The organism is Streptomyces sp. NBC_00654 (assembly GCF_026341775.1).
Lineage (GTDB): Bacteria > Actinomycetota > Actinomycetes > Streptomycetales > Streptomycetaceae > Streptomyces.
This window is the reverse complement of record NZ_JAPEOB010000001.1, coordinates 3164961-3185466: the sequence shown is the minus strand read 5'-3', so window position 1 is coordinate 3185466 and position 20506 is coordinate 3164961. Positions and strand designations below refer to the sequence as shown.

Annotated in this window: 18 protein-coding genes; 7 read left to right on the top strand and 11 right to left on the bottom strand. The window is 71.3% G+C overall.

The window, feature by feature from the left end:
* Positions 1-185: 185 nt before the first annotated feature.
* From OHA98_RS13640 to OHA98_RS13605, 8 genes are all read right to left on the bottom strand, one after another.
* Positions 186-1190: a sugar phosphate isomerase/epimerase gene (locus OHA98_RS13640; RefSeq protein WP_266925595.1), complete on the bottom strand. Its 1005-nt coding sequence runs from the start codon at positions 1188-1190 to the stop codon at positions 186-188.
* A gap of 12 nt (positions 1191-1202) precedes the next feature.
* A complete protein-coding gene (locus OHA98_RS13635; protein WP_266925593.1) occupies positions 1203-2426 on the bottom strand; it encodes a Gfo/Idh/MocA family protein in 1224 nt (407 codons plus the stop codon).
* Positions 2427-2473: 47 nt separating this feature from the next.
* Positions 2474-3511, bottom strand: a complete 1038-nt coding sequence (locus tag OHA98_RS13630; RefSeq protein ID WP_266925592.1) for a substrate-binding domain-containing protein — start codon at positions 3509-3511, stop codon at positions 2474-2476.
* A 69-nt stretch (positions 3512-3580) separates the two neighbouring features.
* A complete protein-coding gene (locus tag OHA98_RS13625) occupies positions 3581-4633 on the bottom strand; it encodes an ABC transporter permease (protein WP_266925590.1) in 1053 nt (350 codons plus the stop codon).
* A complete protein-coding gene (locus OHA98_RS13620; protein WP_266925588.1) occupies positions 4630-6186 on the bottom strand; it encodes a sugar ABC transporter ATP-binding protein in 1557 nt (518 codons plus the stop codon). The genes OHA98_RS13625 and OHA98_RS13620 overlap by 4 nt, the downstream gene beginning before the upstream one ends.
* Positions 6187-6300: 114 nt before the next feature.
* Complete coding sequence (locus tag OHA98_RS13615; RefSeq protein ID WP_266925586.1) at positions 6301-7482, bottom strand: ROK family transcriptional regulator; 1182 nt, start codon at positions 7480-7482, stop codon at positions 6301-6303.
* 327 nt (positions 7483-7809) lie between these two features.
* Positions 7810-8487 carry a GntR family transcriptional regulator gene (locus OHA98_RS13610; RefSeq protein WP_266925584.1) on the bottom strand — a complete coding sequence of 226 codons (678 nt, stop codon included), beginning with the start codon at positions 8485-8487 and terminating at the stop codon, positions 7810-7812.
* 64 nt (positions 8488-8551) lie between these two features.
* A complete protein-coding gene (locus tag OHA98_RS13605) occupies positions 8552-9508 on the bottom strand; it encodes a beta-ketoacyl-ACP synthase III (RefSeq protein ID WP_266925582.1) in 957 nt (318 codons plus the stop codon).
* Positions 9509-10117: 609 nt separating this feature from the next.
* Between OHA98_RS13605 and fdhD the strand changes: the two genes are divergently transcribed.
* On the top strand, positions 10118-10966 hold the full coding sequence (gene fdhD / locus OHA98_RS13600) for a formate dehydrogenase accessory sulfurtransferase FdhD (protein ID WP_266925580.1): 849 nt from the start codon (positions 10118-10120) through the stop codon (positions 10964-10966).
* Between the two features lie 54 nt (positions 10967-11020).
* Here the strand turns inward: fdhD and OHA98_RS13595 are convergent, their stop codons facing one another.
* Entirely contained in the window at positions 11021-12136 is a 1116-nt protein-coding gene (locus tag OHA98_RS13595) for a bile acid:sodium symporter family protein (RefSeq protein ID WP_266925579.1), read from the bottom strand.
* Between the two features lie 108 nt (positions 12137-12244).
* On the opposite strand from OHA98_RS13595, the gene OHA98_RS13590 reads away from it, so the two are divergent.
* The 4 genes from OHA98_RS13590 (at position 12245) to OHA98_RS13575 (ending at position 17034) form a co-directional block, all read left to right on the top strand.
* The gene (locus OHA98_RS13590; RefSeq protein ID WP_266925577.1) at positions 12245-13138 is read left to right on the top strand and encodes a LysR substrate-binding domain-containing protein; all 894 of its coding nucleotides are present in this window, start codon (positions 12245-12247) and stop codon (positions 13136-13138) included.
* 330 nt (positions 13139-13468) lie between these two features.
* Positions 13469-15292: a long-chain fatty acid--CoA ligase gene (locus OHA98_RS13585; protein ID WP_266925575.1), complete on the top strand. Its 1824-nt coding sequence runs from the start codon at positions 13469-13471 to the stop codon at positions 15290-15292.
* Positions 15293-15482: 190 nt separating this feature from the next.
* Complete coding sequence (locus OHA98_RS13580; protein ID WP_266925573.1) at positions 15483-16319, top strand: aldo/keto reductase; 837 nt, start codon at positions 15483-15485, stop codon at positions 16317-16319.
* Positions 16320-16563: 244 nt separating this feature from the next.
* The gene (locus OHA98_RS13575) at positions 16564-17034 is read left to right on the top strand and encodes an RICIN domain-containing protein (protein WP_266925570.1); all 471 of its coding nucleotides are present in this window, start codon (positions 16564-16566) and stop codon (positions 17032-17034) included.
* Positions 17035-17062: 28 nt separating this feature from the next.
* Here OHA98_RS13575 and OHA98_RS13570 read toward each other — a convergent pair whose 3' ends face one another.
* Positions 17063-18010 (bottom strand): trans-aconitate 2-methyltransferase, encoded by a 948-nt coding sequence (locus OHA98_RS13570; RefSeq protein WP_266925568.1) that lies wholly within the window; start codon positions 18008-18010, stop codon positions 17063-17065.
* A gap of 143 nt (positions 18011-18153) precedes the next feature.
* On the opposite strand from OHA98_RS13570, the gene OHA98_RS13565 reads away from it, so the two are divergent.
* Positions 18154-19119: a LysR family transcriptional regulator gene (locus tag OHA98_RS13565; RefSeq protein ID WP_266925566.1), complete on the top strand. Its 966-nt coding sequence runs from the start codon at positions 18154-18156 to the stop codon at positions 19117-19119.
* A 100-nt stretch (positions 19120-19219) separates the two neighbouring features.
* Here OHA98_RS13565 and OHA98_RS13560 read toward each other — a convergent pair whose 3' ends face one another.
* Positions 19220-19525: a 4a-hydroxytetrahydrobiopterin dehydratase gene (locus OHA98_RS13560; RefSeq protein ID WP_266925564.1), complete on the bottom strand. Its 306-nt coding sequence runs from the start codon at positions 19523-19525 to the stop codon at positions 19220-19222.
* Positions 19526-19646: 121 nt separating this feature from the next.
* Here OHA98_RS13560 and OHA98_RS13555 point away from each other — a divergent pair, with 121 nt between their 5' ends.
* The gene (locus tag OHA98_RS13555; protein WP_266925562.1) at positions 19647-20489 is read left to right on the top strand and encodes a helix-turn-helix domain-containing protein; all 843 of its coding nucleotides are present in this window, start codon (positions 19647-19649) and stop codon (positions 20487-20489) included.
* Positions 20490-20506 lie beyond the last annotated feature (17 nt).

Below are 20506 nucleotides of genomic sequence, written 5' to 3'. Positions count from 1 at the left end.
CCGGACGGAAAGCCCTTGTGCGGGAGGGAAGTCGGCCTTTTTCCCGCGACAGGACAAAGCGCGTTCCGGGCAGCCCGGACCCACCCGGTGGCGGGCGTGCCGCCGGGTTGTACGGGGCGGGTCCCCCGAGTGCTCCGCCCCCCTGGCCCGCTGGTCGCCGGCGGGGCGGAGCCCTCGGGGACAGGTCAGCCGTTGCCGCCGAAGGCCGCGTCGAAGGAGGCCGAGGGCGGGTCGAAGTCGAACCGCTTCAGTGCGGCGAGCGCTTCCGGGGCGCCGGTCAGCCGGTCCATGCCGGCGTCCTCCCACTCGACGGAGACCGGCCCGTCGTAGCCGATGGAGCGGAGCATCCGGAAGACGTCCTCCCACGGCACGTCGCCGTGCCCGGCCGAGACGAAGTCCCAGCCGCGCCGGGGATCGCCCCAGGGCAGGTGCGAGCCGAGGCGCCCGTTGCGGCCGTCGAGGCGCTTGCGGGCCTCCTTGCAGTCCACGTGGTAGATCCGGTCCCGGAAGTCGTACAGGAATCCGACCGGGTCGAGGTCCTGCCAGACGAAGTGGCTGGGATCGAAGTTCAGTCCGAACGCGGGCCGGTGGTCCACGGCCTCCAGGGCGCGGTGCGTGGTCCAGTAGTCGTACGCGATCTCGCCGGGGTGCACCTCGTGGGCGAAGCGCACGCCCTCCGCGTCGAAGACGTCGAGGATCGGGTTCCAGCGCTCCGCGAAGTCGTCGTAGCCCCGCTCGATCATGTGCGGCGGGACCGGGGGGAACATCGCGACGAGGTGCCAGATCGAGGAACCGGTGAAACCGACGACCGTCCGGACCCCGAACGCCGCCGCGGCGCGGGCGGTGTTCTTGATCTCCTCGGCGGCCCGGCGGCGTACGCCTTCGGGTTCGCCGTCGCCCCAGATGCGGGCGGGCACGATGGCCTGGTGCCGCTCGTCGATCGGGTTGTCGCAGACCGCCTGTCCGACCAAGTGGTTGGAGACGGCGAAGCAGGAGAGCCCGTACGTGTCGAGCAGCTGCCGCCGCCCGTCCAGGTAGCCGGGCTCGGACAGCGCCCGGTCGACCTCGAAGTGGTCTCCCCAGCAGGCGAGTTCGAGTCCGTCGTAACCGAAGTCCCGGGCGTACCGGCAGACCTCCTCCAGCGGGAGGTCGGCCCACTGGCCGGTGAACAGGGTGAAGGGGCGGGGCATGCGCGAAACCTCCTAGAACGGGACCGGGGTGTGTACGGAGTTCTTCTCGGCGCTCTCCTCCACGGCCGCGAGCACCCGCTGCACCTGGAGCCCGTCGGCGAAGGAGGGCACGGGGGCCGACCCGTCCGCGATCGTGCGGACCACATCACGGGCCTGGTGGACGAAGGTGTGCTCGTAGCCGAGGGCGTGGCCGGGCGGCCACCACGCCTCCAGATAGGGGTGCTGGGGTTCGGTGACGAGGATGCGCCGGAAGCCCGCCGTGACGGCCGGCTCGGTGTGGTCGTGGAAGGACAGTTCGTTGAGCCGCTCCAGATCGAAGGCGAGCGAGCCCAGTTCCCCGTTGATCTCCAGCCGCAGCGCGTTCTTGCGGCCCGCCGCCATCCGGGTCGCCTCGAAGGAGGCCAGCGCACCGGAGGCGAGCCGGCCGGTGAACAGCGCGGCATCGTCCACGGTCACCGCCCCGCGCCCGGTGGTGTCCGCGGCCGCCCGGAGTCCCGCCGGAGCGCCGGCGGACAACGGCCGCTCCCGTACGAAGGTCTCGGTGACGGCCGACACCCCGACCAGTGGCTCCCCCGCCAGGTACTGGGCGAGGTCGACGATGTGCGCACCGAGGTCGCCCAGCGCCCCGGACCCGGCGTGCTCGCGCTTGAGCCGCCAGGTCAACGGCGACCCCGGGTCCACCAGCCAGTCCTGGAGATAGGTGGCCCGTACGTGCCGCAGGGCACCGAGCCGGCCGTCCGCGATCAGCCGGCGCGCGTAGGAGATCGCGGGCACCTTGCGGTAGTTGAAGCCCACGATCGCCACCTGGCCGCGGGCCGCGGCGAGTTCCGCGGCGTGCGCCATCGCCTCCGCCTCCGCGACGGTGTTGGCGAGCGGCTTCTCGCACAGCACGTGCTTGCCGGCTTCGAGGGCGGCGATGGCGATCTCCGCGTGGCTGTCGCCGGGCGTGCAGATGTCGACCAGCTGCACATCGTCCCGGGCGATCAGTGCCCGCCAGTCGGTCTCCGCCGCGGCCCAGCCGTGCCGGGCCGCGGCGGCGTCGACCGCCGTACGGTCGCGCCCGCAGATCGCGGCGAGAGCCGGTCTCATCGGCAGGTCGAAGACGTGTCCTGCGGTGCGCCACCCCTGGGAGTGGGCGGCGCCCATGAACGCGTACCCGACCATGCCGACCCCGAGCGTCGGCGGCTGTTGCGGCGGCGCTGCGGCTTCCTGCTCCGTCTCTTCCCTACGGGCCATACGGACTTCCTCCTCGTCGGTCGTTCGGTGTCGGCGGTGGGGCCCGGTCAGCTGAAGCCCGTCGGCAGGTACTGGTCGACGTTGTCCTTGGTGACCACGGCCGAGTAGAGGGTCAGGGAGGTCGGGATCTCCATCTCGGCCAGCCCCCCGATGCCCTTGCCCTGGCCGAGCGCACGCGCCAGGTCGATCGCGGACGCGGCCATCGTCGGCGGATACAGCACGGTGGCCTTCAGTACGCTGTTGCCGGCCTTGATGGCGTCCATCGCCGACTTCGACCCGGCGCCCCCGACCATCAGGAACTCGTCGCGGCCCGCCTGCTCGATGGCGCGCAGCGCGCCGACGCCCTGGTCGTCGTCGTGGTTCCACAGTGCGTCGAACTGCTTCTGCGCCTGGAGCAGCTGGGCCATCTTGGCCTGGCCGGACTCGACGGTGAAGTCGGCGGCCTGACGGGCCACCAGCTTGATGTTGGAGTAGTTCTTCAGGGCGTCGGCGAAGCCCTGGCTGCGCTGTTTGGTGAGCTCCAGGTTGTCGATGCCCGCCAGTTCGACGACCTTGGCGTTCGGCTTGTCCTTGAGCTGCTCGCCGATGTAGTGACCGGCGTTGAGGCCCATGCCGTAGTTGTCGCCGCCGACCCAGCAGCGGTACGCCTGCGGGGAGGCGAAGATGCGGTCCAGGTTGACGACGGGGATGCCGGCCTTCATCGCTTCCAGGCCGACCTGGGTGAGGGCCTTGCCGTCGGCCGGGAGGATGACCAGGACGTCGACCTTCTTGTTGATGAGGGTCTTGACCTGGCCGATCTGGGCGGCGGTGTCGTTGGAGCCCTCGGTGATCTCCAGCGTCACCTCCGAGTACTTCTCCGCACGGGACTTGGCGTTCACATTGATCGCGTTGAGCCAGCCGTGGTCGGCCTGCGGACCGGCGTAGCCGATGGTGACGGGCTTGCCCGGCTTGTCGTCGGCGGCGGGCCGGTCGCTCGCCACGGTTTCGCTCTTCTTCGGTTCATTGCTGGTGCAGGCGGTGAGGAGCGCTCCCGCGGACACGGCCGCGGTGCCGAACAGCAGTCCTCTGCGACTGGTTTCTGGCATGGCTGTCAAACCCTTCATCCGGTGCGTGGCATACGGAACAGCGGGGGGTGGCGAACTCTCGCGCCGGTCTCAGGTCCCTCCGTCGCGCGGGGTGCGGCGCTGGACGAGGACGGCGGCGACGATGATGGCGCCCTTGGCGATCTGCTGGACATCGCTCTGGAGGTTGTTGAGCGCGAAGATGTTGGTGATCGTGGTGAAGACGAGGACGCCGAGCACCGAGCCGACGATGGTGCCGCGGCCACCGCTGAGGAGGGTGCCGCCGATGATCGCGGCGGCGATGGCGTCGAGTTCGTAGAGGTTGCCGTTGGTGTTCTGCCCCGATCCGGACAGGATGATCAGCATGAAGGCGGCGATGCCGCAGCACAGCCCGGAGAGCAGATACAGGTAGAGGCGCTGGCGGCGTACGTCGATCCCGGCGAGCCGGGCCGCTTCCGCGTTGCCGCCGACCGCGACCGTACGGCGTCCGAAGGTGGTCCGGTTCAGGACCAGCCAGCCGACGACGGTGACCGCGGCGAACATCAGGACCAGCGGCGGGATCCCGAGGATGTAGGAGTCGGGCAGACCGAGGTCCAGGACCGAGGGGACCGTGACGATCTGGGTCTTGCCGTCGGTGATCTGGAGCGCGAGCCCGCGGGCGGAGGCGAGCATGGCCAGGGTCGCGATGAACGGGACCAGTCCGCCGTACGCGATGAGCAGTCCGTTGACCAGTCCGGCGGCGAGCCCGACGATCACGGCGGTGAACAGGATGCCCGCGAAGCCGAACTCCTGGGTGGCGAGGGTCGTCGCCCAGACGGAGGCGAGGGCGACCATCGCGCCGACCGACAGATCGATGCCGCCGCTGGTGATGACGAAGGTCATGCCGACGGTGACGACACCGATGACGGATGCCTGGGTCAGGATCAGCTGGAGGTTCCCGGTGTCCAGGAAGGCGTCGGGCTCCGTGAGGCCCCCGACGGCGACGAGGACGGCAAGGACTCCGAGCAGGGACAGACTGCGGATGTCGAGGTGCGGGCCGAATCCGCGCGGGCCGCCGCCCGCCTTCGAGGGGGGCGCGGTGGAGGGGCCGCCGAGGGTCCCCCGGTCCGGCCCGTTGTGCTGCGCCGACGGTAGGGACTGTGTCATGGCGTCGGGCTCCCTTCCATCACGAGGTCGAGTACGCGGTGCTCATCGAGCTCCTCGGCGGCCGCCGTGTGTACGACGCGGCCCTCGCGGAGCACCAGCACCCGGTCGGCGAGGCCCAGCACTTCGGGCACTTCGCTGGAGACGAGCAGTACGGCGAGGCCGTCGTCGGCCAGCCGGCGGATCACGGCGTAGAGCTCGGCGCGGGCACCGACGTCGACGCCCCGGGTGGGTTCGTCGAGCAGCAGGACCCGGCAGCCGCGCAGCAGCCAGCGGGCCAGCACGGCCTTCTGCTGATTGCCGCCGGACAGGGTACGGATGGGCGTGTCCGGGTTGTCGGGCCGCAGCGACAGCTCGCGGGTGGCCGCCTGGGCCGCCCGCCGTTCGGCGCCCCGGTCGAGCCACCCGGCGCGGGCGAAGCGGGAGAGGGAGGAGACCGACACATTGCGGGTGACCGATTCGGTCATCAGCAGGGCCTGGGCCTTGCGTTCCTCGGGGGCGAGCCCGATGCCGGCGGCGACAGACGCGCGGACGCTGCCGGTCCTGAGCGGTCTGCCCGCCACGGTGACGCGTCCGGTGCTCGGCCTGCGCGCGCCGTAGATCGTCTCCAGGATCTCGGAGCGGCCGGAGCCGACGAGTCCGGCGAGCCCGACGATCTCGCCGGGCCGCAGTTCCAGGTCGACCGGGGCGAACTCGCCCTTCCTGGACAGCCCTTCGACCCTGAGCACGGGCTCGGCGCGGGCCGCCGCCGCTTCCCCGGCGATCCGGTCCTGGACCGGGGCGGTGTCCCCGGGGCGCCGGGGGAAGACGTACTCGACATCGCGGCCGGTCATCATGGCAACGATGTCGCGTGTCGGTGTGGACTCGGCGGGCAGCCCGACGGCGACGGCCCGGCCGTCCTTGAGGACGGTCACCCGGTCACCGATCCGGCGGATCTCCTCCAGCCGGTGGGAAATGTAGACGACCGCGACACCGTCCGCGGTGAGGTCGGCGACGATGCGGAAGAGGTTGTCGACCTCGTCGGGGTCCAGCGCGGCGGACGGCTCGTCCATCACGATCAGCCGTACATCGTGGGAGAGCGCGCGTGCCATGGAGACGATCTGCCGGTGGGCGGCGGAGAGTTCACCGACCTCGCGGGCGGGATCGATCTCCGGGTGCCCCAGCCGCTTCAGAAGCGCGGCGGCCGCCGTGCGGCCCTCGCGGGTACGGACGACGAAGCCCGCGGTGGTGGGTTCATGGCCGAGGAACACGTTCTCGGCGACCGAGAGCCCCTCGACCAGGTCGAGTTCCTGGTAGATGGTGGCGATGCCCAGGCGCATCGCGGCGATCGGCGACTTGAGCGAGACGGGCGCGCCGTGCCAGGTGATCTCGCCGCCGTCGGGCTGGTGGGCTCCGGCCAGCACCTTGATGAGGGTGGACTTGCCGGCGCCGTTCTGGCCGAGGAGGCAGTGGACCTCGCCGGCCAGGACCTCCAGGTCGACGCCGTCGAGGGCGCGCACGCCGGGAAACGACTTGGTGATGCCGGACATGGTGAGCAGGGGTGGTTCTGAGGCCATGGCAAATCCCCTCGGCGGGTGCGGCCGGTGAGCGGACAGGGCGCAGGGCTGGCGGTGCCGTACTGTCGGCGGCACCACGAACGGCTGCTGACGAAGGCGCGGGAGAGACGGCTTTCAGGCCGGTGAGAACAGATGGTCGCTGATGAGCCGGGCCGCGCCGATCACTCCGGCGGCGGGTCCCAGTTCACCGAGCACGATGGGGAGATTTCCGGTGGCCAGCGGCAGGGACTGCCGGTAGACCTGGGTCCGGACACTGGCGAGGAGGTTGTGACCGAGGCCGGTGACCCCGCCGCCGATCACCACCAGACCGGGGTTGAAGAAGCTGACGAGTCCGGCGATGACCTGGCCGACCCGGTTGCCGCCCTCGCGGATCAGGTCGAGTGCGGCGGCGTCCCCGGCCGCCGCGGCGGCGGCCACGTCGACGGCGGTGAGCCTCCCGGTCTCCGCCAGCCGGGCGGCCAGCTCCGGCGACCGCCCGGCACGCGCGGCGTCCTCGGCGTCGCGGGCGAGCGCGGCACCGCTGAAGTGCGCCTCCAGACAGCCCCGGTTGCCGCAGGCGCAGGCGCGGCCCTCCGGTTCCACCTGGATGTGCCCTATGTCGCCGGCGCTGCCCGTCGTACCGCGGTAGACCTCACCGCCCACGACGATGCCGCAGCCGATGCCCGTACCGATCTTGACGCAGAGGAAGTCGCCCACGGAGCGTGCGACGCCCGCGTGCTGCTCCCCCATCGCCATGAGGTTCACGTCGTTGTCGACCATGACGGGGCAGCCCAGCTCCTGGCTGAGCGCCTCGCGGACCGGGAAGCCGTCCCAGCCGGGCATGATCGGCGGCGCGACCGGCACACCCTCGGGAAAGCGGACGGGCCCCGGTACGCCGATGCCCGCGCCGTCGAAACCCTCGGCGAGTCCGGAGGCCCGGAGCTTGGCCGCCAGCGCCAGCACCTGTTCGAAGATGGCGACGGGGCCTTCCCGTACGTCCATGGGGTGGTTGAGGTGTCCCAGTACCTCCAACTCGGCGTTGGTGACGGCCACATCGATGGAGGTGGCACCGATGTCGACGCCGAGGAACCGCAGCGCCGGGGCCAGCCGGATGTTGTGGGAGCGGCGTCCGCCGCGGGACGCGGCGAGTCCGTCGGCCACCACGAGTCCGGTCTCCAGCAGCCGGTCGACCTCGACGGCGAGCTTGGAGCGTGAGAGTTCGACCTGATCCCCCAGCTGTGCACGCGAGTTGGGCCCACCGTCCCGCAACAGCCTGAGCAGCCGGGCCTGATGGGTGTTCGCGGGTCGTGCCGTCATGCGTCTCACTCGTCCCTCCCCGCCACATCGGCCAGTCCGTCGGGCTTTCGATGGGGAACGTAGCAGCGCTTTCCCGGAGTGGGAAGAAGTTGAGCAGGAATCCACTCCAACTTTCTCCACACCCAGGACAAAGATGCCGTCGGCGTGGGGCCGGGGTGGGTGCCGGGGCGCACCCTGACGTAAGCGCCGGGGCAGACACGGCGGGCGCCGGGCGGGGTGGGCGCCGGGCGCGGACGGGGTTGTGGTGGGCGCGGACGGGGTGGGCGCCGGGCGCGGCACGAAGGGCCGGGGCGCTCGGCCCCGGCCCTGTTCCTCAGCGTGCGCCGGTCAGTTGCTTTCGCGCTGGTGGTAGGTCCGGCGGGTGTGTTCCGTGTGCGAGCGCATGATCTCCGTGGCCCGCCGCTCGTCCCGCGACGAGATCGCCGCGATCAGCGCACGGTGCTCGGTCCAGGACTGGGTGCCGCGCTGCCGGGCCACCGGCGTGTAGTACCAGCGGACCCGGCGGTCGACCTGTCCGGCCAGCTCCGCCAGTACGACGTTCCCGGCCAGCTCCATGACCTTGGCGTGGAAGGCCGCGTTGGTCGCGACGGCCAGATCGACGTCGTCGTCGGCGACGGCCCGCTCACCCTTGGCGCAGAGCTCTTCGAGTGCGGCGATGCCCGTCGTGCCGGAGTTCGCGGCGGCCAGCCGGGCGGCCTCCGCCTCCAGCAGCGTACGGACCGAGAGCAGCTGGTCGGCCTCCTCCTCGGTGGGTTCGTGCACAAAGGCACCCTGCGCGGGGCGCAGGTCGACCCACCCCTCGGTGTTCAGCCGCTGGAGCGCCTCGCGCACCGGCTGCCTGGACACGCCGAGGTGTCCGGCCAGTTCGCTCTCGACCAGGTGCTGGCCCGGCCTGAGCGCGCGCGTGGTGATCAGTTCGAGGAGCGCCTCGTAGACACGCTCGCGCAGCGGACCGGGCCGTTCCAGCTTCGGCACAGCCCCTTGTGGCAGTCCTGTGGACAACATCGCGGTCCCCCTCCGGGCGACGAGCAATTGCTTATCGTCTACAGTCTACCGAGCACAATGCCCGTCAGGGACAGCGGATCACCTGACCCGCGTACGAAAGATTCCCGCCAAACCCGAAGAGCAGCACCGGAGCGCCGCTCTCGACCTCGCCCCGCTCCACCAGTTTGGACAGGGCCATCGGGATCGAAGCGGCGGATGTATTGCCGGAATCCACCACATCCCGGGCGATGACCGCGTTGACCGCGCCGATCTTCCTGGCGACGGGTTCGATGATCCGCAGATTGGCCTGATGCAGTACCACCGCGGCCAGGTCCTCGGGGGCGATTCCTGCCTTTTCGCACACCTTGCGGGCGATCGGCGGCAGCTGCGTGGTGGCCCAGCGGTAGACGGACTGACCTTCCTGCGCGAAACGCGGCGGGGTCCCCTCGATCCGTACCGCGTTGCCCATCTCCGGCACCGAGCCCCAGAGCACCGGACCGATCCCGGCGGCCGCACCCTCCGGGGCGGACGGATCGGCGGTGACGACCGCGGCGCCCGCACCGTCCCCGAGCAGGACACAGGTGGTGCGGTCGGTCCAGTCCGCGATGTCCGCCATCTTGTCGGCGCCGATGACGAGGGCCCGCGCGGCCGCACCGGCCCGGATCGCGTGGTCGGCGGTGGCCAGGGCGTGGGTGAAGCCGGAGCAGACCACGTTGATGTCCATCACCGCGGGCGAGCCCATGCCGAGGCGGGCCGCGACCCGGGCGGACATGCTCGGGGAACGGTCGATGGCGGTGGAGGTGGCGACGAGGACCAGATCGATGTCGGCGGGCTGCAGGCCGGCCGCCGCCAGCGCCTTCGCTCCCGCGTGCGCGGCCATCTCGTCCACCGGCTCGTCGGGGCCGCCCACATGACGGGTCCTGATGCCGACCCGGCTGGTGATCCACTCGTCACTGGTGTCGACCATGGCTGCGAGATCGTCGTTCGTGAGCACCTTGGCGGGCTGATAGTGGCCGAGCGCCACGATACGTGAGCCGGTCATTACTGGTTCCCCTCGCTACATATGGCAGGAACCATCCAGTCTTGGTCGCTACCGCCCGGTACAGAGGCACGTGATCCCACAGGAATATCGGCCGCGCGTTGGAGCCTTGACGACAGCCTCGACCCACTGGAAGGGATATCGTAGACAGCATTCTGTCGACGTGACACCCCCGCGCGGTCCTCCCGCCGGGCGGAGAGCCGTGAGAGTCGCAGCCATCACTGCTGGTGGGACCGGTGGAGCCGCCGGATCCGGGTCACGCCGCGGCCCCGGTCGGGCCGGGAGCCCGGCCGCGAGCGGGGAAGAGGCCCGCGCGGCATCCGCCGGACGCAAGGATTCCTGGATCAACCTTCCGGGGAATCCTTTGTCCGGTCCGGCCAGTGCACGGCCCAGGTCGCCAGAACCCTGACGAAACGTCACAGACCGGTACGGCGACCGCCCCGGGCCCCCGGCGGCACAGGCCGCTCCGGTGTCGGATACGGGCTCTCCCCACGCGTGCAGGACAATGGGATCGCTGAAGCCGCCTCGCCGCGCGGTGATCCGGTGCCCCGCGGCGACCTCCGCGTCAAGGACCGGTTCGGCTTCCCCCACCTACAGAATCGGGTTACGGCTATGGGACGGGCCACCGAGCGCCGCCGCACCATCCGCATCCGGGACGGGGTGCTCTCCACCCGGCCCGACACGCTCGTCGCGGAGGAACCGCTGGAGATCCGGCTGAACGGCAAGCCGCTCGCCATCACGATGCGCACCCCGGGCGACGATTTCGCGCTCGCCGCGGGCTTCCTGGTGAGCGAGGGCGTGATCGGCGAGGGTTCCGAGGTCCGGTCGATCGTGTACTGCGCCGGGGCGACGGCGGACGGCGTGAACACGTACAACGTGGTCGACGTACAGCTCGCGCCCGGTGTCGTGGTGCCCGACATCACCCTGGAACGCCATGTCTACACGACCTCGTCGTGCGGCCTGTGCGGCAAGGCGAGCCTGGACGCGGTACGCACCACGACCCGGCACCCCGTCGCCGACGCTCCCCCGGTCCGCGTCACCCCCGGACTGCTCTCCGGACTCCCCGGCCGGCTGCGCGCATCACAGCGGGTCTTCGACCGGACCGGCGGTCTGCACGCGGCGGCGCTCTTCTCGCAGGAGGGCGACCTGCTCGACATCCGCGAGGACGTGGGCCGGCACAACGCGGTCGACAAGCTGGTGGGGCGGGCGCTGACGGACGGCCGGCTGCCGCTCTCCCGGGCCATCCTGCTGGTGTCGGGCCGGGCGTCGTTCGAACTGGTGCAGAAGGCGGTGATGGCGGGGATCCCGATGCTCGCGGCCGTGTCCGCGCCGTCCTCGCTGGCCGTGGACCTGGCAGCCGAGAGCGGACTGACCCTGGTCGGTTTTCTCCGGGGTCCCTCCATGAACGTGTACGCGGGTGAGCACCGCATCATCCTGGAGGAGCCGGCCCCCCGGGACTGAGGCGCCCGTCCGCCGCGCGCGGGCCGGGCCGGACGGCGGAGGGGCCGGTGGAGGTCAGCCCTGCCCGGCGGCCGAGGGCAGCTGATCCGCCGAAGCCCGACCCTGGTCCCCGTCGGGCTCGCAGTCCCGGTCCTGGCCCGGTTCGCGGTCCTGGTCGGGTTCGCCGTCCTGGCCCGGTTCGCGGTCCTGGTCGGGTTCGCCGTCCTGCGAGCGGCGCTTCGCGATCACCGCGCAGACCATCAGCTGCATCTGGTGGAACAGCATCAGCGGCAGCACGGCCAGACTCGCCTGGGCCCCGAACAGGACGCTCGCCATCGGCAGCCCGGCGGCCAGGCTCTTCTTCGACCCGGCGAACTGGATGGCGATCCGGTCCCCCCGGTCGAAGCCGAGCCGCTTCGCCCCGTACCAGGTCAGCGAGAGCATCAAGGCCAGCAGCACCGCTTCGGCGGCCAGCAGCGCCCCGAGCCGGGCCGGTGTCACCTGGTGCCAGACACCGGCGACCATGCCCTCGCTGAACGCGGTGTACACGACCAGCAGGATCGAGCCGCGGTCGACATGGCCGAGGACCTTCTTGTGCCGGACGAGGAAGCCGCTGATCCAGCGGCGCGTCAGCTGTCCGGCGATGAACGGCACGAGCAGCTGAAGGACGATCTTCAGCAGCGAGTCGGCCGAGAATCCGCCTCCGGTACCCCCGAGCAGCAGTGCGGCGAGCAGCGGGGTGAGGAAGATCCCGGCGATGCTGGAGAAGGAGCCCGCGCAGATCGCCGCGGGCACGTTGCCCCTGGCCATCGAGGTGAAGGCGATCGAGGACTGGATGGTGGACGGCACCAGGCACAGGAAGAGGAATCCGGCCTGGAGCTGCGGGGTCAGCACATACGGGACCAGGCCCTTGCTCGCCAGTCCCAGCAGCGGAAAGGCGACGAAGGTGCAGATCAGGACGGTGAGATGGAGCCGCCAGTGCCGCAGGCCGTCGAGCGCCTCCCCGGTCGAGAGGCGGGCCCCGTAGAGGAAGAAGAGCAGGGCCACCGCTCCGGTGGAGGCCCCGCCGGCCACATCGGCGGCCCGGCCGGACGCGGGCAGCAGTGCCGCGAGCACCACCGTGCCGATCAGCGCGAGTATGTACAGGTCGATCGGCAGCCAGGACGGCAGCTTCAGGGTGCGGCGGCTCATGTGCTCCACGTGTCTCTCGGTCAGGTCGTGCCGTCTCCATGCTGCTCTTGATCATCGCCATCGGGAATCCGGTATACCGCTCTTACTGTCATCACGGTTCGCGATAGCGTGGCACCCATGTACGACCCCGCCCAGCTCCGTACGTTCCTCGCCGTCGCCCAGACCCTGAGCTTCACCCAGGCCGCCCGCAGGCTCGGCGTGCGGCAGTCCACGGTGAGCCAGCATGTGCGGCGTCTGGAGGAGGCGACGGGGCGTCAGCTGTTCGCCCGCGACACCCACCGGGTCGATCTCACCGAGGACGGCGAGGCGATGCTCGGCTTCGCCCGGACGATCCTTCAGGCGCACGAGCGGGCCGCGGCGTTCTTCACCGGCACCCGGCTGCGCGGCAGGCTGCGCTTCGGCGCCTCCGAGGACTTCGTCCTCACCCGGCTGCCGGAGATCCTGGAGTCCTTCCGCCGCGAGCACCCGGAGGTCGAACTGGAACTGACCGTGGAGCTGTCCGGGACGCTGCACCGGCAGCTGGCGGCGGGGCGCCTGGATCTGGTGCTGGCCAAGCGGCGCACCGGTGACACGCACGGCGAGCTGGTCTGGCAGGACGCGCTGACCTGGATCGGCGCCCCGCAGCTGCGGATCGACCCGGAACGCCCGATTCCGCTGATCGTCTTCCCGCCGCCGGGCATCACCCGGGCCCGCGCCCTGGAGGTCCTGGAGGAGCACGGCCGGTCCTGGCGGATCGCGTGCACGAGTACGAGCCTGAGCGGGCTGATCGCGGCGGCCCGCGCCGGCCTCGGGGTGATGGCCCACACCCGGGGACTGATCCCTCCGGGGCTGGTCCCGGTGCCGGCCAGGGCGGGTCTTCCGGAGCTGGGCGATGTCGACTTCGTCCTCCTGCACGGCCGCCGCCGGGACGCCGCACAGGAGGCGGCGGACGCGCTGGCAGCGGCGATCCTGGCGGGCGGCGACCGGCTCCACCGCGGGATCGGCGGCCGCGAGGACGGGTGAGGGGCCTGCCGGGCGCGCGAGGGCCCGAGGACGCGTGGGAGGGCCCCCGGGGGAGCCGAAGCGGCGGGCCGGGCAGGCACGGACAGGCCCGGAGCAACTTCCCCGTACCGGCGTAGAGCGGGAGTGATCGCCGCGTTCAGATTCGGTGGAGATTCCGGCGCCGGTCACTTACTCCGTGGTCAGAAGTACGCCCGAGCCTTGCCCATCTGGCCGGATTTCGACGACCGGCCTGCACAGATGGCATGTTTTACGGAGACATCTGCCCCTCCCGCAGGCGCGTTCCTTGGGGTAGCGTCGCGGCGCTGTGCGGAGCGCTGAGGAGCAGGTCATTTGCGTGAGTTCACTGTCCCACCCCTGACGGCGGCGCCTCTTGCCGGCGGTCTCGCCGATGCGGTCTTCGCATACGCGGAGGACGACCCGCACCGGGTCGCCCTCGGCCGCAAGGACGCCTCCGGACAGTGGCGCGATGTCACCTCCGCGGGCTTCCGCGACGAGGTGCTGGCGCTGGCCAAGGGGCTGATCGCCCACGGCGTCCGGTTCGGCGACCGGGTCGCCCTGATGTCCCGTACGCGCTACGAGTGGACACTGTTCGACTACGCGCTCTGGTCGATCGGCGCCCAGTCCGTGCCCGTCTATCCCACGTCGTCGGCCGAGCAGGTCCTGTGGATGCTCCATGACGCCGAGGTGGCGGCCGTGATGGTCGAGCACGAGGACCACGCGATGACGGTCGGTTCGGTCATCGACCGGCTGCCGCATCTCAAGCGGCTGTGGCAGCTGGACGCCGGCGCGGTGAGCGAGCTGGCGGCGGCCGGCACGGGGATCGACGACGAGGTGGTCCACCGGCACCGCAGAGCGGTGACGCCCGAGTCCGTGGCCACCGTGATCTACACCTCCGGCACGACGGGCCGTCCCAAGGGGTGCGTGATCACCCACGCCAACTTCATGTTCGAGGCCGACACCATGGTCGGCCGCTGGGAGCCGGTCTTCCACTCCAAGCCCGGCGACGAGGCCTCCACCCTCCTCTTCCTGCCGCTGGCCCATGTCTTCGGCCGCATGGTGGAGATCGCGGCGGTCCGGGGCAGGGTGAAGCTGGGCCATCAGCCGGAGCTCTCCGCGCGGGCGCTGATGCCGGACCTGATGACGTTCCGGCCGACGTTCGTCCTGGCCGTGCCGTACATCTTCGAGAAGGTCTTCCACGGTGTCCGGCGCAGGGCGGAGGCGGAGGGCCGGACCGGGCCGTTCGACAAGGCCGTCGAGATCGCGGTGAAGTACGCCGAGGCGATGGAGGAGCGGGCGTTCGGGACCGGACCGGGTCCGTCCGCCGGGCTGCGGATGCAGCACCAGTTCTTCGACAAGGTCGTCTACAGGAAGGTCCGCGAGGCGCTGGGCGGCCGGATGCGGCACGCCATGTCCGGCGGCTCGGGCATGGAGCGCAGGCTCGGGCTGTTCTTCGAGGGTGCGGGCGTCACGGTCTTCGAGGGGTACGGGCTCACCGAGTCGAGTGCGGCGGCGACGGCCAACCCGCCCGAGCGCACCCGGTACGGCACGGTCGGACAGCCCATTCCCGGTACCACGGTGCACATCGCGGAGGACGGTGAGGTGTGGCTGCACGGTGCCCATGTCTTCTCCGGCTATCTGAGCGATCCGGACTCCTCCCGGGCCGTGCTGAACGACGGCTGGCTCGCCACCGGGGACATCGGAGCGCTGGACGCGGACGGCTATCTGACGATCACCGGGCGGAAGAAGGAGATCCTGGTGACGTCGGGCGGCAAGAGCGTGTCCCCGGCCGGTCTGGAGGAGCGAGTACGGGCGCATCCGCTGGTCGCGCAGTGCATCGTCGTCGGCAACGACCGGCCCTACATCGCGGCGCTGGTGACCGTGGACCAGGAGGCGGTGGACCACTGGCTCGCCATGCAGGGCCGCAATCCGCTGACCGGCAACAATCTGGTGCGGGACCCGGACCTGGAGATGGAGGTGCGCCGGGCCGTGGTGGCCGCGAACACGGCGGTGTCCCAGGCGGAGTCGATCCGTACGTTCCGGATCCTGGCGCACCCGTTCACCGAGGAGCACGGGCTGCTGACCCCCTCGCTGAAGCTGAAGCGCAAGGCGATCGAGACGGCGTACGCGGTCGAGGTGGACGCCCTGTACCACTGACGGTCCCCCGGCGGTCCTCGCCTCGAAGCTCTCCCCGGCGATCAACGACCTCTCCCCCGCGATCGCCGAGGGGGAACCACGGGCCGGGGCGGGGAAGCGCCGGCAGTCCCGGGCAGTCGCGGGGAATGGTTCGGGCGCGCTGATCGTTGTTGTCAGGAGTAAGCACCGACGACGTAAGGATCGACCGCTCGTGAGCCAGGTCCCCTCCATCACCCTCAACAACGGCCTCGAAATGCCTCAGCTCGGTTTCGGTGTCTGGCAGGTGCCGGACGACGAGGCCGAGAAGGCGGTCGCGACGGCCATCGAGTCCGGGTACCGGAGCATCGACACCGCCGCCATCTACGAGAACGAGGCGGGTACCGGCAGGGCCATCGCCGCCTCCGGGGTCGCCCGCGACGAGCTCTTCGTCACCACGAAGCTGTGGAACGGCGACCAGGGCCACGACGCGGCGCTGCGCGCGTTCGACGCCTCGCTCGACAGGCTGGGCCTGGACTACGTCGACCTGTATCTGATCCACTGGCCGGTGCCCGCCGCGGACCGTTACGTCGACACGTACAAGGCCCTGGAGAAGATCCTGGCCGAGGGTCGCGCGAAGTCGATCGGCGTATCGAACTTCCTGCCCGAGCACCTTGAGCGTCTGCTCGGTGAGACCTCCGTGGTCCCGGTGCTCAACCAGATCGAGCTCCACCCGCAGCTCCAGCAGAGCGAGTCCCGCGCACTGCACGCCAAGCACGGCATCGCCACCGAGGCGTGGTCGCCGCTGGGCCAGGGCAAGGGCCTCCTGGACGTCCCGACGGTCGTCGCGGTCGCGCAGAAGCACGGCCGTACGCCCGCCCAGGCGGTGCTCCGCTGGCACCTCCAGCTGGGCAACGTGGTGATCCCGAAGTCCGTGACACCGTCGCGGATCGCGGAGAACCTGGACGTGTTCGGCTTCGAGCTGGACGCGGACGACCTCGCCGCGTTCGCCGCCCTGGACGAGGGCAAGCGTCTCGGCCCGAACCCGGCGGAGTTCAACGTCGGCGCCTGAGCCGCGCACGCTTCCACCGGCGCCCGGCTCCCGGCTCCCGGCTCCCGGCTCCCGGCTCCCGGCTCCCGGCTCCCGGACCACGCCACCGCGGCAGTCCTGTCCGTCGCCCCCACCGTGCCACTGACGGTGGGGGCGCCGCTGTTCCCCGCGATCCCGGTTCCCCGCGATCCCGGTTCCCCGCGAACTCGCGCCCACGCCCGCCCCGCCACCCGCATCCGCAGCACCGCCCGAAGGAGATCAGAGCATGAGCAGGGACAGCGCGCCCGTCGTCGAAGCCGGTCTGTACCGCCTGCGCAACATCGGCAGCGGGCTGCTGCTGGAGGTGTACGGCGCGGCCAAGGGAAGCGGCGCCCCGGTACGGCAGGGCGAGGAGAGCGGGTCGGCGGCGCAGCACTGGCAGCTGTCGCCCGTGCACGAGGGTGCCGCGCTCTGCCACCTGGTCAACGCGCACAGCGGCAAGCGGCTGGACGTCGCAGGCGCCTCCACGGAGAACGGCGCCACCGTCCAGCAGTGGAAGGCCAACAACTTCGGCGCCCAGGAATGGCTGATCGAACAGCATCTGGAGGCCCCGGGCACGGTCACCCTGGTCAGTTTCATCAGCGGGCTCGTCCTGGAGGTCGCCGACGGCTCGACGCAGGCCGGGGGCCGGATCCAGCAGTGGGAGGACACCGACTCCCCCTCCCAGTGGTGGCGTCTGGAGGCCGTGGCGCCGTGAGGCACCACGGCCACGGGCGCTGGGGCGTTCAGCCGCGGCGCGCCAGCTGCACCGTGCGGGCGGTGAGCAGGTAGACATCGGGCCGCAGGTGCAGACCGGCCGGGTCCTCGGGGTCGAGCAGCCGGTCGAGCACGGCGACGTCGTCGGCGTCGAGCAGGTCGGCGAACGCCTCGCGGGCCCGGACGAAGGTCTCGACGACGTATTCACGGGCCGTGTCGGAGAGCGGGGCGGTCAGGTCGAGCAGGAAGCTGCGGGTGCCCTGCGGAGTCAGTCCCGCCGCGTTGAACAGGGCGTTCCAGTCCTCGGTCTCGTGCTTGGCCGCCGGCAGCTCGGACCGCATCGTCTGGAACCATGCGGAGGAGACCGCGTCCAGCCGGGCCTCCAGGCCGGGCCGCCCGATGCCGATGTCACGGGGCAGCCGGCGGGTCGGCAGTCCGCCCTCGACGAGCGCGACCGTGCCGCCGGGGCGCAGGTGCTCGGCGAAGCCCGCCAGAACAGCGCGCTGGTCACCCATGTGGTGCAGGGAGTTCCCCGCCCAGATCAGATCGGCCTCGCCCAACCGGGAGATTCCTTCGGGGAGTTCGGCCTCCAGGGTACGGACGCGGTCGCCGAGTCCCAGGCGCCGGGCACGGGCGGCCGTCCGCTCCAGAAGGGCCGGGGTCGCGTCCACGGCGACCACCTCCGCCCCGGGAAACACCTCGGCCAGCAGGCAGGTCACCACTCCGGGGCCGCTGCCGATGTCGAGGACGCGGCGCACCTCCGGCGCGTCGGGCAGACCGGCGATCCAGCGGGCCGCCTCCTCGTACTGCGGGCTGCTGAGCTCGGCCTCCCGCTCCAGCCTGGGGCCCATCGCGTCCCAGTCGAGGTCGGTCGTGCCGTGCGTGTGCCCGGATGACGACGGTGCCTGCGCGTGCCCGTGTGCGTGCGGCGGCGTGTGCGACTGCCCGTGGTGGCCGTGCCCGAGGTGATTGGTCATGGGGGCCAGCTTCCCCAAGGATTGCCCATCGGGCCAATTGTGTTGCCGTTTCGGCAATTCGCCCCCGGTAGGCCCCGGTCGGGTTCCGGGCGGTTGTGGGCACACATATTGCCGGTGGGCCCTCGGACCCATAACTTGCCGTTATGGAGCTGGAGTTGCGCCATCTGAGAACCGTACGTGCCATTGCCGACACCGGCAGCCTGACCAAGGCCGCCGCCGCTCTCGGGCTTGCCCAGCCCGCCCTGAGTGCTCAGCTGCGGCGGATCGAGAAGGCTCTCGGCGGCGCGCTGTTCGAGCGGGACCACACGGGTGCCCGGCCGACCCCCCTCGGGGAGCTGGTGCTCGAACGGGCCCGGGTGGTGCTGCCGGCGGTCAGCGAGCTCCAGGCGGAGGCGGTGCGGTTCGCCAACGCCACGGGGGCCATGGACCGGTTCCGGCTCGGCGGGACGCACGGCCCCCTGCTCGGCGGTCTCGTCGACCGGCTGGCCGCGGCGCACCCCACCGCGCCGGTGTCCACCTACACCGCGTGGTCGGTGACGGAGATCTCCTCGCTCGTGATCGACGGGCGGCTGGACTTCGCGCTGATCGGCGCGTGTGGCGAGAGCCCGCCGCCGATGGCGGACCGGCTGGTATGGCAGGTCGTCGGCGTCGACCCGGTGTTCGTGATGCTGCCGGAGGAGCACCCGCTGGCGGGCGAACCGGAGCTGAACCTGGCCGCGCTCGCGAACGAGTCCTGGGCCGATGTGCCGGGCGACGGCTGTTTCGCGGACTGCTTCGCCGCCGCCTGCGCCCGGACGGGCTTCACGCCCGTGTCGGTGTTCGAGACGGACACTGCCTCGGTCGTCCATCTGGTCCAGGTGGGCCGGGCGGTCGGGCTGTGCCGGGCGACGTTCCCGCCGACGCCCGGCCTGGTGACCCGGCCGATCGCCGGTTCGCCGCTGAGCTGGCGCCATCTGCTGGGCTGGCATCCGCGCTCTCCCGCCGCGAACGCCGCGGCGGGAGCGGTGAGCGGGCTGACCCGCTCGGCGTACGCCGAGGCGGTGTCGCGCAGTCCCAGTTACGAGGCGTGGCTCGCCGCGCATCCGCGGTTCGGCGTGGTGACCCCATGAGCGGCGGCCGCGCCGGGCGCGTGATGTGCGCCGCCGTCCGCCTCATGAGCACGGCGGCGTCGGCCTGATGACGTACGCCGCCGACCGCGCCGTACGCGCGTCATTCCGCGCCGTGCGCCGGAGCGGCGGCCGTCACCCGTGCGGCGAGCGCCAGGTCCTTCTCCGTGATCGCGCCGCCCGCGTCATGGGTGTGCACGGACAGGGCGACGGTGTTGTAGCCGAGCGTCAGATCCGAGTGGTGCCCCAGCTCCTCCTGGATCTGCGCGACATGGACGGTCAGGGCCGCGGCGGCGAAGTGCGAGGGCAGCCGGTAGGTACGGGTGATCCGGTCCCCTTCCAGGGACCAGCCGGGCAGCGCGCCCAGTCTGGACCCGATCTCGGAGGGCGACAGCGGTTCTGCGGACATGGCACGGCTCCCTGCGTAACGGAGTGGATCGGACGGGCCGGTGGACCTGTGGAGCCGATCGACCGGTGACCGGATGGACCGATGGACGGACCAGTGGTTCCCGTGACGTTACGGTCTGCGTATGACGACTGCCGCACGTGACACGGAAGTGGGGCCGCTGCTGCGCCGCTGGCGGGAGCGGCGGCGGATCAGCCAGCTGGAGCTTGCCCTGCGTGCGGACTCCTCGGCCCGGCACATCTCGTTCATCGAGACGGGCCGCTCCCGGCCCAGCGAGGAGATGGTCCTGCGGCTGGCCGAGCACCTCGACGTTCCCGTACGGGAACGCAATGCCCTGCTCGTGGTCGCCGGATACGCGCCGCGGTACAGGGAGACCCCGCTGGAGGACCCGTCGATGGACGCGCTGCGCGAGGGCATGGAGCGATTGCTCCAGGGCTACGACCCGTTTCCGGCGCTGGTCGTGGACGGTACGTACACCGTGGTGGCCGCCAACCGGGGCTCCTCTCTGCTGCTGGCCGGGGTGGCCGGGCACCTGCTCGCTCCGCCGCTGAACGCCATGCGGATCACCCTGCATCCGGAGGGTCTCGCCCCGCGCATCCTGAATCTCCCGGAGTGGCGGGCGGATCTGCTGGCGCAGATGGAGCGTCAGATCGCCCTGGCCCGTTCGCCGCGGCTGCGCGCGCTGTACGAGGAGGTCGCCGCGTATCCCCCGCCCGAGCGGGCGGCCGGCGGGCCGCGGCCGGGCGAGCGGGGCATGGGCGGGCCCGGCGGCCGGCCGGCGCAGGACGGACCCGCACCGTTCGCGCTGACACTGCGGATCGCGCACGAGGGGCGGGTGCTGTCGTTCGTCGCCTCCATCACGACGTTCAACACGCCGATGGATGTGACCGTGGCGGAGCTGGCCATCGAGACGTTCCTGCCCGCCGACCGGGAGACGGGCGAGTATCTGCGCTCCCTGAGCCTCTGAAGGCTGTACCGCGGCAC